The organism is Marinobacterium sp. xm-m-312, from assembly GCF_013283295.1.
Classification (GTDB): domain Bacteria; phylum Pseudomonadota; class Gammaproteobacteria; order Pseudomonadales; family Balneatricaceae; genus Marinobacterium_E.
The window spans coordinates 190,624-205,419 of record NZ_WBYS01000001.1; the positions used below are offsets into that span (position 1 = coordinate 190,624).

The following is a 14,796-nucleotide window of genomic DNA, read 5'->3' on the forward strand; positions in this document are numbered from 1 at the left end:
TGCCTCGTGAAAACGGGGGCAAAAATAAAAATTAGACGGAGCAACTTAGATGCTTTTCGAAGGAAAATCGATTCAGGTTCAGCCGGTCGAAAACGGAATCTACGAAGTGGTTTTTGACCGCAAAGATGATGCCGTTAACAAACTTGACCGTACCACCACTGCAGAACTGCATGAAGCCGTGGCTGTATTGCAGGCGATTGATGACCTGCAGGGCGTTATTTTTACCAGCGCCAAAGAGAGTTTTATTGTCGGTGCCGATATCACCGAGTTCATGGGCTTCTTCACACAGGAAGACGATGTACTGATTGCCGGTTTAATGGAGACCCACGGTCTGTTAAATCAGATCGAAGACCTAAAAGCCCCCACCGTTACAGCAATTAACGGACTTTGCCTCGGTGGTGGGTTTGAGGTCGCCCTGGCGACAGATTACAGAGTACTGGGTGATCAGGCCAAAGTGGGCCTGCCTGAAGTAAAACTGGGTATCTTCCCCGGTTGGGGCGGCACCATTCGTCTGCCTCGTCTGATCGGTGTTGATAACGCGAATGAGTGGATCTGCGCAGGTGTCGAAAAACGTGCCGATGCAGCGCTTAAAGATGGCGCGGTTGATGCGGTAGTGACCACAGCACAGGTACGTGAAGCCGCGCTGGATCTGTTGAAAGGCTGTATTTCCGGCAAGTTTGATTATCAGGCCCGTCGTGATGAGAAGAAGAGCCCGATCAAACTGAATCAGGTTGAGCAGATGATGGCGTTTGAATCCGCTAAAGGTGTCATCGGTGGTAAGGCGGGTCCTCACTATCCAGCACCTATGGCAGCTCTGAAAACGGTTCAGAAGCATGCCAACCTGCCACGTGAAAAAGCCAACGAAGTGGAAGCGAAAAATTTCGTCAAAGTGGCTAAAACAGATGTCTGCGCATCACTGGTGGGCCTGTTCCTTAAAGATCAGTATGTGAAAAAAGTCAGCAAAAGCTTTGAGAAACAAGCAGAACCTGTTGCCAAGGCTGCCGTACTGGGTGCCGGTATTATGGGCGGCGGTGTTGCGTATCAATCCGCGGTTAAAGGCACGCCAATCCTGATGAAGGATATTAACGAGGGTGCCCTGCAACTGGGTCTGGATGAAGCCACTAAACTGCTGAACAAACGTGTATCCCGCGGTCGTATGGATGCCATGAAAATGGCAGGCGTACTGAACAAGATCACCCCAACACTGAACTACGGTGATTTCGGTAACGTTGATCTGGTGGTTGAAGCGGTAGTTGAACATCCTAAGGTTAAAAAAGCGGTTCTCGCAGAAGTTGAAGAACAGCTACAGGAAGGCGCGATCCTGACCTCCAACACATCAACGATCTCGATTACAGAGCTGGCTACGGCTCTGAAAAAACCTGAAAACTTCTGCGGTATGCACTTCTTTAACCCCGTGCATCAGATGCCGCTGGTTGAGGTTATCCGCGGTGAGAAATCTTCGGAAGCAGCCGTTGCGCGTACCGTCGCTTATGCAAAAGCGATGGGTAAAACCCCAATTGTTGTGAATGACTGCCCAGGCTTCCTGGTTAACCGAATTCTGTTCCCGTATTTCGGTGGCTTTACGGCCCTGATGGAAGATGGCGCAGACTTCAGGCAGATCGACAAAGTGATGGAAGGGTACGGCTGGCCAATGGGCCCAGCGTATTTGCTCGACGTTGTTGGCATCGATACCGCACACCACGCCGATGCGGTGATGGCGGTAGGTTATCCAGATCGCATGAGCCATGAAGGCGAAAACGTGATCGACCGTATGTTCAAACTGGAGCGTTTCGGCCAGAAGAACAACAAAGGTTTCTACCAGTACGAGCTGGATCGTAAAGGTAAGCCTAAGAAGATCGTTGATGAAGAAGTGCCTGCACTGCTGGAAGGTATTGCTGCAGATACACGCGAATTCAGCGATGAAGAGATTATCGAACGCATGATGATTCCACTGTGTATCGAAACGGTTCGTTGTCTTGAAGATGGTATCGTTGCCAGCCCCGCTGAAGCCGATATGGGTCTGATCTACGGTATCGGCTTCCCTCCATTCCGTGGTGGTGCTCTGCACTATCTGGATCAGATCGGTCTGGATAACTTCGTTGCAATGGCTGCTAAATATGAATCTCTGGGTCCGCTGTACCAGCCAACAGAGAAAATGAAGCAGATGGCAGCTGCTGGCGAAAAATACTTTTCTGAAAGTGCACAGGATTAAGGGGTAAAGACAGATGAACTTGAAACCAAATGACGTAGTAATCGTTGACGGTGTTCGTACCCCAATGGGTAAATCGAAAAACGGTTCGTTCCGAAATGTTCGTGCCGAAGCACTGTCAGCCGCAGTAATGAAAGGTCTGCTGGATCGTAATCCAGCAGTTAAAGGCGGTGATATCGAAGATATCATGTGGGGTTGTGTAAACCAGACTAAAGAACAGGGCTTCAACATTGGCCGTAACGCTGCTGTTCTGGCAGGCATTCCTCACACGGTAGCAGCGCAGACCATCAACCGATTGTGTGGTTCTTCCATGGCAGCGTTGCATGCAGCAGCACAGGCGATCATGACTGGCAACGGTGATATCTTCATCGCTGGTGGTGTGGAGCATATGGGTCACGTATCCATCATGCACGGTGTGGATATCAATCCGGAAATGTCTAAGCAGGTAGCGAAAGCTGCAATGATGATGGGGGTAACTGCGGAAATGCTGGGCAAGATGAACGGCATCAGCCGTCAGATGCAGGATGAGTTTGGTGCTCGTTCTCACCGCCTGGCTCACGAAGCGCACCTAAAAGGTCTGTGGGATAGCGAGATCATCCCTGTAGAAGGTCATGATGAAAACGGTTTTAAATCTCTTCTGGAAGCAGATGAAGTCATCCGTCCTGAGACTACCGTTGAAACCCTGGGTGCTCTGAAGCCAGTGTTCGTACCTAAAGTAGGTACAGTAACTGCGGGTACGTCTTCTGCATTCTCTGATGGCGCATCGGCGCTGCTGGTGATGTCGGCGGCTAAAGCTGAAGAGTTGGGCCTGACACCACGTGCGCGCATTGTGAGTATGGCAGTTGCTGGTTGTGACCCATCCATTATGGGTTACGGCCCGGTACCGGCCACTCAGAAAGCACTGAAACGTGCGGGTCTCTCCATCGAAGATATCGACTATGTCGAGCTCAACGAAGCGTTTGCAGCACAAGGCCTCTCTGTCCTAAAAGGTCTGAAATTGCTCGATAAGATGGAAGACAAAGTAAACCTCAAAGGTGGTGCAATTGCACTGGGTCACCCTCTGGGCTGCTCCGGTTCCCGTATCACCAACACGCTGATGAACGTACTGGAACAGAACGATGGCACATTAGGTCTGGCGACCATGTGTATTGGTATGGGCCAGGGTATTTCCACCATCATAGAGCGTGTTTAACCCAGCCCTAACTCTTTCTTGCAACACTCGCTTTTCGCTATTTGCCCCGCATTTGCGGGGCTTTTCATTTAATATTGACTAAAATCAGGCGATAGAATCAGAAAGCAATTTTAACCAACTCACACTCATGTAAGGATTACCCACAGTATCCAAGAGGAAGGCTAATGGCGCTCTACATTATCCCAGTTCATCGCCACTAGTTTGCTAGACACCTCTCAGCCATAGAAAATGGCTTTTAAAGAGGTGCTTATGAGCAACAAACGTTATCCCGAAGAGTTCAAAATCGAAGCGGTTAAACAGGTCACTGACCGAGGCTACAGCATTGCAGATGTGGCTAATCGGCTCGATGTTACAACCCACAGCCTTTATGCCTGGGTCAAGAAGTACGGCCCCGATTCAGCCGAGTATAAAGCGAAGTCAGATGAGCAGTTAGAGATACGCCGCCTCAAGAAAGAACTGAAGCGAGTCACTGAAGAGCGAGATATATTAAAAAAAGCGGTGTACTTCGCCAACCAGTCCGATTGAGGTAAACCTTTATCCGTGATCATCATAAGGATTGGCCCGTACGCCAGCTCTATTCATTACTGGATGTGCATCCTAGTGGGTATTACGCATGGCGTAAGCAGCCTTCTTCCAGGCGCTATGCAGCAGATCAACGGCTCACTGGATTGATCAAGCAGTACTGGCTGGAGTCAGGTGGTTTGTATGGCTATCGGAAGATCCATAGTGATCTGCGCGAGTATGGTGAAACCTGTGGCCCCAATAGAGTTTATCGGCTCATGCGGTTAGCTGGGTTGAAGGTTCATATTGTTACTCCGAACCGACTACAGCAGCAATTCAGTGTCGCTGCCCCTAATAAAGCTTGGGTAACAGATATCACCTATATCAAAACCCATGAGAGGTGGCTGTATTTGGGTGTTGTCGTTGACCTGCTCTCAAGAAGGGTGATTGGATGGTCAATGCAATCCTGTATCACAAAGCAACTGGTGCTAGATGCGTTGCTCATGGCTGTATGGCGACGTAATCCTCAGTCAGAGGTAGTCGTTCATTCTGGTCAGGGAAGTCAGTACACAAGCTATGATTGGCAATCCTTTTTAGAGATACATGGCCTAAAAGGCAGTATGAGCCGACGAGATAACTGCCACGACAATGCCGTTGCTGAGAGCTTTTTCCAACTACTGAATCAGAAAGAATCCGCGGCAAGGTTTATGCAACCAGAGAAGATCCACGCAGTGATATCTTTGAATACATAGAGCTGTTTTACAACAGCAAACGATGTCATGGTTTTAATGATCAGCTATCACCGAAAGAGTATGAAAACCGATATGAAAAACGGCTGCTGAGTGTCTAAAGAACTAGTGGCGATTCAAATTTATATAAAGGGGAGAGCAAAATCATTTGGAGTTTGGTTTTCTATCCAAACTCTATCGTGTTTGATTTTGCTCTTTTCACCAGCCTGCACACCTTTAAACTCTAAATATTCTAGGGCTCTACTTTGTTGCTCGTCTTACCGTAAGGATTAAGCAGGCAGGCAATCGCCGGTAACAGAATCAGCGCACCCAGCATGTTCCAAATAAACATAAAGGTCAGCAGGATACCCATATCCGCTTGGAATTTGATGGGTGATAGTACCCATAGGACCACACCAATACCTAACGTTAGGCCGGTGAAGGCAACTGATTTACCGGTGCTCTGCAGGGTTTCCAGATAAGCTGCAGCGAGGCTATGGCCTTGTTCCAGATAGGTTTTCATCTTCGAATAGATATAGATACCGTAGTCGACCCCAATACCTACACCCAGAGCAATTACAGGCAGGGTAGCGACTTTAACGCCAATACCCAGTTGGGCCATCAATGCCTGACAAAGAACGGATGTCAGTGCCAGCGGCGCGATGATGCAGATCACTGTGCTGATGGATCGGAAGGTCAGCAGGCAGAGAATACTGACGACGGAATATACCCAGATCAGCATTTCGTACTGGGCGTCTTCAATCACTTCATTAGTTGCGGCTTCGAAACCCGCTTTACCCGCGGCCATCAGGAACTCGATACCTTCAACCTGATGGTTGTTGGTAAAGTCTTCTACGGCAGCGGTGATGGTTTTCAGGGTCTCGGCTTTGTGATCATCCAGGAAAACGATGACTGGCAGTAGAGAGCAGCTACTGTTCATCAGACCTGCCGGAACGTAAGCCAGAGAGGCGTTGATTACGAACTGGTTGCGGCTGACAGAGCGCCATTTCAGGTTCCATTCGTTAAGGCCCGCAGTTACCCGCTCAGAGACATCAGTTAAGGATATGCTGGATTGCACCCCTTCAATGCCTTGCAGGTAGAACTGGAAGCGGTCAACCAGTGACAGGGTCTGGAAACTGCTGCACTGTTCCTCTTCAGTTGCGACCATCACTACAAAGACATCGCTGGAAGTGGAGTAGTTGTCGGTGATAAAGGCGTTATCCAGATTGTAACGGGAGTCCAGCCGTAGTTCTGGTGCGCCTTTATCCAGATCACCGATCTTCAGATCTTGACTGAAGTATAAACCGCCAACCAGCATAAACAGGGCAACGGTAATCGCCATGGTGGCACCTTTAGGTGTGGCGAATACAGAGAACATGCGCCAGTGAGAGTTCTCTTTTGCAATATTGCATTTTGCCCGGGCGATCGCATTTTTACCCACACCTACATAGCTCATCAGCAGTGGCAGTAGCATCAGATTGGTCAGTACGATTACTGCAACACCAACCGATGCTGCGACTGCCAGATCCTGAATCACCTGAATCTGAATCACCATCAGTGTAATAAACCCAATACCGTCTGAGATCAGGGCTGTGAGTCCGGGAATATAGATGGTTTTAAATGCATGGCGCGATGCCTGAATCTTATCGGCGCCATTGGTTGCGGATTCCAGAGTGATTGTATTTACAATCTGCACACCGTGGCTGACTGCAATGGCAAAGACTAGAAACGGCACAAGCATGGAGTAGGGGTCGATGCCATAGCCGAGCATTTTGAGCAGCCCCAGCTGCCAGATAACCGCAGCAAGGGAACAGATTAGTGGCACAATCGTACCCATAACACTGCCGGAGTAGAGATAGAGCAGGGCCAGGGTAATCAGAATAGCCACGGCAAAGAACAGAGCCACTTCAGTCGCACCATCAATCAGATCACCGACGATTTTGGCAAACCCGGTGATGTGAATATCGACGGCGTCTGAGCTGTATTTATCACGAATCAGCTCTTCAACCTGTTCCGAAAAGCTCTGGTAGTTAAGGCGTTCACCGGTATCCGGGTGCTTATCAAACAGCGGCACCTGAACCATCGCAGAGCGGAAATCGTTAGCAACCAGAATACCTACCTGACCGGAACGCAGAATGTTAGTCCGTACCTGTTCCAGACTTTGCTCGGAACCGTCGTATTTGGCGGGAATAACCGGGCCGCCGACAAAACCTTCTTCGGTAACCTCGGTCCAGCGGACGTTAGGGGTCCAGATAGATTTCAGGGCGGAGCGGTCGACACCGGGAATGAAAAACAGATCATCGGTAACGTTTTTCAACGTTTCCTGAAATTCTGCTGTGAAGATATCCCCATCTTTTGCAGCCACCACCACACGGATACTGTTGCCTAATCCGGCAAGGTCATCGCGGTAGTTGATATAGTTCTCAACATAGGGATGCGAGGATGGGATCATCTTGATAAAGCTGGCATCCGGGCGGATCTGGCTTGCTTGCCAGCCCAGAATCACAGTAGCAATCAGGAACAGGCCCAGTACCAGTTTGCGATGTGTATAGAGAAAGTATTCGGCCAGGCGTTCACTGGTCTGGATAGGCCACAAAAGCAGAGCGGATAGCTTGTTCATTGTGCAGCCTCCTTACCAATAAGCGATAGGTGCACAATGCCGGTTTCACCGGTAATCACCAGTGAATCAGCCACCTGTGTCAGGGACGTAAATGTTCGCAGCTGACGTTTACCCAGAGGCTCAAATCCAGTGCCTTTCTGGCGCAACAGCGTGCCGCCCTGACCGACCATAATAATCTGGTCATCCACCACAATGGCATCGTTGATGGTGGCTGCGACCGGCAGCTCAACACTTTGCCAGTTCTGGTTTTGATCATCAAAACGGAAAGTGTTCCCACGTAAACCCATGATGTACAAAGAATCCGATTCTGCTGCTGAGAAGAAGGAACCATCGTAAGGAGAATCAAGGTTGAGCCAACTTTCACCATTATCATCACTGGCGAGCAGAAGTCCGGCTTCACCGAGAATGAGCAGACGGCCTGATTTAAGCTGATAGATGCGGTTAAGGTGGAAACCTTCCGGGTTTGGTAGCTCATGCCCTATAAACTGCCAGCTTTGTCCCGCATCTCTGGTTTCGAGCATCGTACCGTAGGCACCGATCAGGAAACCGTGGCTGGAATTCAGAAACAGCATATCCAGCAGGGGTGAAGTTGGTCCTTCTTCCTGTGCGATGACAGCATCATCCAAGGCATATTCGGTATCTTCAATCTGTTCGGGTGTGAAGTCATCGGTTGTCATGGAACCGAGCAGATTTTCAAGAGCCGTGATTCGTAACTGGTTAATGTCGTTACCGCTAAGAACGGATTTCCAACTGGAGCCACTATCGGTGGTTTTAAGCACTAGACCATCGTGACCAATCGCCCAGCCAGTCTGAGTATCCGTGAATTTAATACTGGTCAGCAGTGCGCTGGCAGGTACTGATGCCTGATGCCACTTCTTGCCCTGATCATCCGAGTAAACGATGACGCCTTGCTCTCCGGCAGCAACCAGTCTTTTACCTGTATTAGCGACGGATAACAGCAGTGACTTTTCAGCACCTTCGCGGGTGAGGGCTGAAGTAGACAGACGGTCTGACGTCAGTTGTTCTGAGGCCGAAGATGGAGATAGAGGTGTAAATAGTGAGCAGAGTATCAGTAACGAACTGCCAGTAATTCTTTTGAGCATCTGATAACCAGTAATTATTTTTATATTTGGTGGCCCTTCCTGATGATTCTGAAAGGTTACCTGCATCATGCTTTATTAGGTATAGAATCGCCAATAACAAAAGTCACCAGTTTTTATGACATTATTTTTCAAACCCTGCTTAGGTGCTTGAATTACTGTGAAAATTGATAGGGAAAAAGGTGGCGTTTACGGTCATAAAAAAGGGCAGGGTTGTTCAAAACCGCTGCCCTTTATAGGTGGAGTGGGTGTTTAAATTGTTGCAGCCAACTGCGTGCCCTGATGAATCGCACGTTTGGCATCCAGCTCCGCCGCCACATCAGCACCGCCGATCAGATGGACCGGCACATCTTTAATCTGGTCAGCCAGATCACGTTTCGGCTCCTGACCAGCACAGATAATGACATTATCAACTTCCAGTAACTGCGGTTCGCCATCGACCAGCAGGTGTAAGCCCTGATCATCGATCTTCTGGTACTCACATTTGTTAAGCATTGTCACACCTTTCTTGGCAAGATCGGTACGGTGTATCCAGCCAGTGGTTTTACCCAGACCGCTGCCTACCTTGCTTTTCTTACGTTGCAGCAGGAATACCTCACGCGCAGCCGGTTCAAAGGCGGGTTTCATGTTCTCAACACCACCACGGGCGTTCATGCTCATGTCCACACCCCATTCCTGCATAAAGGCGGAGATGTTCTGGCTGGTGGATTCACCCTGATGGATTAACACTTCTGAGATATCAAAACCAATACCGCCTGCGCCGATGATCGCGACTTTCTGACCAACTTCAGCACCCTTCATAACATCCAGATAGCTGAGCACTTTCGGGTGGTTAACACCCTCAATATCCGGGGTTCGAGGGCTGATGCCTGTGGCAAGTACAACCTGATCGAATCTGCCTTCCTGAAGTGTTTCTGCAGTTACTTTAGTGTTGAGATGAAGGTTTACTCCCGTGAGCTCAATTTGCTTGCCGAAATAACGCAGGGTTTCATAGAACTCTTCTTTACCCGGTATGCGCTTGGCAATATTGAACTGGCCACCGATCTCGGATGCTGCATCAAACAGAGTGACATTGTGGCCGCGTTGAGCGGCGGTGGTGGAAAATGCTAAACCGGCTGGTCCTGCACCGACTACAGCAATGTTCTTAATATCGGTGGCTGGGGTAATGACCAGTTCTGTTTCATGACAGGCACGGGGGTTAACCAGGCAGCTCGTCAGCTTGCCCACGAACACATGATCCAGACAAGCCTGATTGCAACCGATGCAGGTGTTGATCTCATCGGCTCTGTTTTCGGCCGCTTTTTTCACGAATTCCGGGTCTGCCAGAAAAGGACGGGCCATAGAGACCATATCCGCATCACCACGGGCCAGGACCTCTTCGGCTACATCGGGCATATTGATTCGGTTTGAGGTGATGACCGGAACATTAAGTGCCTTACGCACCTTGGCTGTCACCCAGGTGAACGCAGCGCGAGGAACCTTTGTGGCAATAGTAGGGATGCGGGCTTCATGCCAGCCGATGCCGGTATTGATGATGGTGGCACCGGCTTTCTCAATCGCCAGTCCAAGTTGAATTATTTCTTCGTAACTACTGCCGCCCTCAACGAGATCTAGCATGGACAGGCGGTAGATGATGATAAAGTCGGTTTCTACAGCTTCACGTACCCTTCGAACGGTTTCCAGAGCAAAGCGGATACGCTGGTCATATTCACCCCCCCAGTCATCATCACGCTGGTTGGTGCGTGCGGCAATAAACTGGTTAATCAGATAGCCCTCTGAACCCATGATTTCGACACCGTCATATCCCGCTTCTTTTGCAAGGGATGCACAGTTCACAAAATCTCTGATCTGTTGCTCAATATCGTCTACCGAAAGCTCTTTGGGTGGGAATGGGTTGATTGGTGCCTGAATTGCAGAGGGTGCAACTGGCTGTGGGTTGTAGGCATAGCGGCCCGTATGCAGTATCTGCATACAGATCTTGCCACCTTCCTGATGTATCCGATCCGTCACGATGCGGTGGTTTTTTACATCTTCTGATGAAGCCATTTGCGCAGCATGACCATGCACAGCACCTTCCTTGTTTGGACCTATGCCTCCGGTTACGATCAGAGCTACACCGCCACGGGCACGTTCTGCGTAGAACTCAGCCATACGTTCAAATCCATTAGGGGCTTCTTCAAGACCCAGATGCATAGAACCCATCAGGACACGGTTTTTCAGAGTGGTGAAACCCAGATCCAGGGGCTGTAAAAGATTAGGGTAGGCTGTTGTCGTCATTCTTAGTATCTCTTTATCGTTATTGTTTTAGTCGGCAGCTTGAAGTGGCTGGGTTATTTTGCGTAATGGTTCAAATACAGCGGCTTTTCCAGAAACCTTCGCGCTGAAGCTTTGCATCATGTCATTAGGTTGAAACATGCCGGACTGCCAGGTAGCCATGTAACTGAGGCTGTCATGCAGGCTGTGATCCCGAGCATAGTTGATCATCTGCTTGGTGCCAGTGATTGCCAGAGGGGAGTGGGCAGCAATCTGTTGGGCAATGCCCATTACTGCATCCAGCATCGATGCCTGATCCGGGAAGGTCTGATTTACCAGTCCGGATGTTTGAGCTTCCTGAGCATGCATTTTACGTGCGGTATACGCGAGTTCTCGGGCGAGCCCAGACGGTATAAGGCCTGGTAAACGTTGCAGGGTCCCCAGGTCTGCATTCATGCCCAGCGCCGTCTCTTTTACGGTGAAATAGGCATCCTCAGTGCAGTAACGCATATCAGTGGCACACACCAGATCCAGAGCGCCGCCTATGCAGCCACCCTGAATCGCGGAGATAACCGGAAAGCGTGCGGTTTCCAACACCATAAAACATTCTTGCAGTTGCATAACCAGACGGCGCACAGATTCTGCTCTGCGACCGGCTTCACCATTGAACAGGCTTTGGTCCGGCTGAGTAAAAACCTCCAGATCCATTCCGGAACAGAAATGTTTGCCCTGAGAACTGATGACCAGTACCCGGGTGTCTCCCTCAATATCCAGCGCTCTGATGGCTTCCGGAAACTCTATCCAGAAGTCCCTGTTCATGGAGTTGCAGGCTTCGGGGCGTTTAAATTCTAGCCGGGCAATGTGGTTCTCAACGGTGAGGTCAAAACAGCTATAGCTCATCTGAAAACAATCCTGTTTAGGTTTTTGTTATTAAACTAGACGGTGTCAAGATAGTGATCTATTTTGACACTGTCAAGATTGGTTGATAGATTGCGTTCATGAACAGTAGAAAAAAACCATATCACCACGGTGATCTCCGGATTACCTTGTTGCAGGCAGCCACGGATCTGATTGCTGAAGGGGGCGTTGAAAGCCTCTCTATCCGCAAACTTGCGGACAAGGCAGGCGTGTCTCGCACTGCGCCTTATCATCACTTCAAAGACAAAAATGAACTGCTTTGCGCAATAGCAGAACAGGGCTTCCATCTTCAGGATCAATTGATTGAAGCCTTGAACGAAAACGCTAAAGAGCTGAATCCTGTAGAGCAGTTTGAGCGCTATGTGATTACCTACATCCGCTTTGCTGATGAGCAACGCGAAACTTATGACCTGATGTATGGCCGCGATATCTGGAAAACCGGAGAACCTACGCAGACATTGCAGGAAGTGTCCCGAAACAGTTTTCGCGTTTTGCTGAACTGGGTTGAAGAGCTGCAAGCCGAGGGCGTTTTTGAACCTTCTTTACCTGCATTGAGGATCGCTCAGTCTGCCTGGGCTTCTATTCATGGTTTGTGTAGGTTGTTTAATGACGGTATCTATGTAAATCGTGAAGATCTGCAGGATATTGCCCGTACATCGGTGCAGTTACTGATTAATCAGAATTACCCGGCAGAGGCAGAAAAGTGATTCAGTTCAGCCATGCTAACGGATTCCCCGGCAGTTGCTATGGCCACTTGTTCAGCTTATTACCTGAGCATGAAGTCAGCTGCGTTGAAAAGATGGGGCACGGGGATTACCCACTGAATGGCAGTCTGCGTAATTACGCGGAGGAACTGATTGCTGAGATCGAACAGCAGCATAATAAGCCCGTAATTGGGGTTGGTCATTCAGCCGGAGCTGTTGTCACCCTGATAGCCGCTGCGTTAAAACCTGAACTTTTTAGACAGGTTATCCTGCTCGATCCGGTGGTATTCAGTAAACGCAAACGTTATGCCTTGAAACTGTGTAAGGCCCTGGGCCTTATGGATCGGATTACTCCTGCCGGAAGAGCCGCTAAAAGGCGGGCTCAGTTTGCCAGTCGTGAAGAAGCGGAAGCTTATTTTGCAGGTAAAAGCCTGTTCAAAGATTTTCATCCTGCATGTTTTGCTGACTATATCAAACACGGTTTAACCGAAAACGAGCAGGGTGTTGAGCTGAGCATCTCAGCAGATATCGAAGCGGATGTTTTTCGCAATGTCTTACTGGATGTACCCCGGTGCCTTAAGCGTGTACGCGGTACTGTCATCTACGGTCGTAAGAGTCATTTGTTTAACCGTCATGATAAACGCTGGTGGCAACGCAACTTTCCTGAAATGAATCTGGTTGCTGTTGATGGCGGCCACCTTTTCCCTCTTGAATCCCCGGAAATCACAGCTGAACTTATTAATTCAGCGCTTTCAAAATAAGCCTGCCCTCGATTCTCCAGTCACCTGTTTATCAGTCATCAGCTATCAGCCATTTGGACTTTGGTAGAGAGTGGTTCTAATTAGGAAAAACTCCTAAAGAAATTTCTGACACAGCGTCTACTATTATTAGATCACGTCAGTAGGAGTGGGTTGATGAAAGCGAGTGTGGATATCCCGGTTGAATGTAACCAGTGTTTAGAGGAAGTCATGCAAGATGCGATGGCAAAAAAAGAACTCGACTGGGAACGTTATGGTCGTGAAATGCCTCAATGCAAGGAATGTATACAAGCCCTGAAAGAGGATATGGTAAAAACCACTGGAACAGGATTGAGTTTTAACCCAAGTGAGCAAAGAAGTCAGCAAAGACTGCTGTTACAGCTAATACACTTCAGAATTCAAATGGAAAGCCCTCCATATGAGAGGGCTTTTTGTTGTTACCTTGCTGGAGATAACTTGTTATTTACCCAGTCGACGGATCGCCTGTGGAGTAAAATCTTTATGTTCAAAGCGCTGGGTGAAGTCGAAGCCTTCCCCCTCTTCGTTGGTTAAACTACCTACCAGATATCGACCAGACTGCAGATCATATAAAGCTTCCGCAGTTAACCAGGGTACGTTGGCATCACGATACTGGAACTGATGCGCTTCACCTACGCGCCATAGCTCGCCACGGCCATCGTAATGATCCACAACTGCGATCTGCCAGCTGTCTTCATCGATATAGAAGGTGCGTTTTGCGTAAATGTGGCGTTCGCCTTCTTTCAATGTCGCCTCGACTTTCCAGACACGGTGTAATTCATAACGTGTGAGTTCTGAATTCAGGTGTCCTGGTTTGAGAATGTCTTCGTACTTCAGACCCCGGTCTGCAAGCTTGAAGCTGTTGTATGGGATATACAGCTCCTGTTTGCCAACCAGATTCCAGTTGTAACGATCTGGTGCGCCGTTAAACAGGTCCAGATTGTCTGTTGTACGCTGACCATCGCTGGCAGTACCCGGTGCATCATAGGCGATCTGAGGAGCCCGACGCACTCTGCGCTGACCTGCATTGTAGGTCCATGCCTGTCGTGGTTGTGTAACCTGATTCATGGTTTCATGAACCAAGAGTACGTTACCGGTCAGACGGGCAGGGGCTTTTACCTGCTGTACAAAGTAGAACAGGATGTTCGCATCTTTGTCCGGGTTTGTGCCGCCTTTGAGGTGAGTTGGCCAGGACATCTTCTCGTTGATTTTAACCGGTGTGAAGCTGCCGTTGGCCTGAACCGGAACCTGCACAAAGGTACGTTCCAAAGCGCCACCACGATAGCGGGTCATATGATTCCAGATTACTTCCAAACCATCGTTCGGGACAGGGAATGGAATGGCAGTGTTAAACCCCTGAAGGCCATTACCACCATCAGTGAGCTGTGCCGTTGTCGCATTGGCTTTAGCCGCGTCATACACTTCCTGAGGCATCGCCGCAGTTCGGTGAGTTGGGTACACCGGGATGCTGAAGGTAGGGTATTTATTCAGCATCGCCAGCTGTCCCGGAGTCAGCTTATCTTTATATTGTTCTGCATTGGCAGCGGTAATCGTAAACAGCGGTTGTTCGTCTGCAAACGGATTGTTGTAGCGATCAGAGCTGCCAGCCAATCCACCGTTCCAGGCTGGAATCGTACCTGCCGTATTACCTGCTTTTTCTGCACCTATCGGCGTGAGTGAAGCACCCAGCTCAGCTGCTTGTTCAGCGGTGGTAGCCGCTAAAAGTGAGCTGGAACTTAGTAATAATGCAGTGCTCAGCAGTAATTTTTTAGTGTTATACATTGATGATATCTCC

The 14,796-nt window shown here is 49.2% G+C and carries 10 protein-coding genes and 1 pseudogene; 6 read left to right on the forward strand and 5 right to left on the reverse strand.

From position 1 onward, the window contains the following. Positions 1-49: 49 nt before the first annotated feature. From fadB to XMM312_RS01000, 3 genes and pseudogenes are all read left to right on the forward strand, one after another. On the forward strand, positions 50-2,212 hold the full coding sequence (fadB, locus tag XMM312_RS00990; protein ID WP_173488548.1) for a fatty acid oxidation complex subunit alpha FadB: 2,163 nt from the start codon (positions 50-52) through the stop codon (positions 2,210-2,212). Between the two features lie 13 nt (positions 2,213-2,225). After that, a complete protein-coding gene (gene fadA / locus XMM312_RS00995; protein WP_173488549.1) occupies positions 2,226-3,401 on the forward strand; it encodes an acetyl-CoA C-acyltransferase FadA in 1,176 nt (391 codons plus the stop codon). A 249-nt stretch (positions 3,402-3,650) separates the two neighbouring features. Next, a pseudogene (locus XMM312_RS01000) lies at positions 3,651-4,752 on the forward strand (IS3 family transposase). Between the two features lie 131 nt (positions 4,753-4,883). Here XMM312_RS01000 and XMM312_RS01005 read toward each other — a convergent pair. The 4 genes from XMM312_RS01005 to XMM312_RS01020 all read right to left on the reverse strand — a co-directional run bounded on the left by XMM312_RS01005 (position 4,884) and on the right by XMM312_RS01020 (position 11,503). Then, positions 4,884-7,250 (reverse strand): RND family transporter, encoded by a 2,367-nt coding sequence (locus tag XMM312_RS01005; RefSeq protein WP_173488550.1) that lies wholly within the window; start codon positions 7,248-7,250, stop codon positions 4,884-4,886. Then, complete coding sequence (locus XMM312_RS01010) at positions 7,247-8,353, reverse strand: YCF48-related protein (RefSeq protein WP_173488551.1); 1,107 nt, start codon at positions 8,351-8,353, stop codon at positions 7,247-7,249. The genes XMM312_RS01005 and XMM312_RS01010 overlap by 4 nt, the downstream gene beginning before the upstream one ends. Positions 8,354-8,602: 249 nt before the next feature. After that, positions 8,603-10,627 carry an NADPH-dependent 2,4-dienoyl-CoA reductase gene (locus XMM312_RS01015; protein WP_173488552.1) on the reverse strand — a complete coding sequence of 675 codons (2,025 nt, stop codon included), beginning with the start codon at positions 10,625-10,627 and terminating at the stop codon, positions 8,603-8,605. Positions 10,628-10,654: 27 nt separating this feature from the next. Beyond that, on the reverse strand, positions 10,655-11,503 hold the full coding sequence (locus tag XMM312_RS01020; RefSeq protein ID WP_173488553.1) for a crotonase/enoyl-CoA hydratase family protein: 849 nt from the start codon (positions 11,501-11,503) through the stop codon (positions 10,655-10,657). Between the two features lie 98 nt (positions 11,504-11,601). Between XMM312_RS01020 and XMM312_RS01025 the strand changes: the two genes are divergently transcribed. The 3 genes from XMM312_RS01025 (at position 11,602) to XMM312_RS01035 (ending at position 13,535) form a co-directional block, all read left to right on the forward strand. Beyond that, complete coding sequence (locus XMM312_RS01025; protein WP_173483346.1) at positions 11,602-12,228, forward strand: TetR/AcrR family transcriptional regulator; 627 nt, start codon at positions 11,602-11,604, stop codon at positions 12,226-12,228. Further along, entirely contained in the window at positions 12,225-12,986 is a 762-nt protein-coding gene (locus XMM312_RS01030; RefSeq protein ID WP_173480466.1) for an alpha/beta fold hydrolase, read from the forward strand. The genes XMM312_RS01025 and XMM312_RS01030 overlap by 4 nt, the downstream gene beginning before the upstream one ends. Positions 12,987-13,139: 153 nt before the next feature. Beyond that, entirely contained in the window at positions 13,140-13,535 is a 396-nt protein-coding gene (locus XMM312_RS01035; RefSeq protein ID WP_173488554.1) for a hypothetical protein, read from the forward strand. Here the strand turns inward: XMM312_RS01035 and XMM312_RS01040 are convergent. Beyond that, the gene (locus XMM312_RS01040; protein ID WP_173488555.1) at positions 13,443-14,783 is read right to left on the reverse strand and encodes a DUF1329 domain-containing protein; all 1,341 of its coding nucleotides are present in this window, start codon (positions 14,781-14,783) and stop codon (positions 13,443-13,445) included. The two genes, XMM312_RS01035 and XMM312_RS01040, sit on opposite strands and share 93 nt — an antisense overlap. Positions 14,784-14,796 lie beyond the last annotated feature (13 nt).

Coding starts and splice junctions, on each gene's coding strand:
- fadB (WP_173488548.1), top strand. CDS start 50: ATGCTTTTCGAAGGAAAATCGATTCAGGTTCAGCCGGTCGAAAACGGA.
- fadA (WP_173488549.1), top strand. CDS start 2,226: ATGAACTTGAAACCAAATGACGTAGTAATCGTTGACGGTGTTCGTACC.
- XMM312_RS01005 (WP_173488550.1), bottom strand. CDS start 7,250: ATGAACAAGCTATCCGCTCTGCTTTTGTGGCCTATCCAGACCAGTGAA.
- XMM312_RS01010 (WP_173488551.1), bottom strand. CDS start 8,353: ATGCTCAAAAGAATTACTGGCAGTTCGTTACTGATACTCTGCTCACTA.
- XMM312_RS01015 (WP_173488552.1), bottom strand. CDS start 10,627: ATGACGACAACAGCCTACCCTAATCTTTTACAGCCCCTGGATCTGGGT.
- XMM312_RS01020 (WP_173488553.1), bottom strand. CDS start 11,503: ATGAGCTATAGCTGTTTTGACCTCACCGTTGAGAACCACATTGCCCGG.
- XMM312_RS01025 (WP_173483346.1), top strand. CDS start 11,602: ATGAACAGTAGAAAAAAACCATATCACCACGGTGATCTCCGGATTACC.
- XMM312_RS01035 (WP_173488554.1), top strand. CDS start 13,140: ATGAAAGCGAGTGTGGATATCCCGGTTGAATGTAACCAGTGTTTAGAG.
- XMM312_RS01040 (WP_173488555.1), bottom strand. CDS start 14,783: ATGTATAACACTAAAAAATTACTGCTGAGCACTGCATTATTACTAAGT.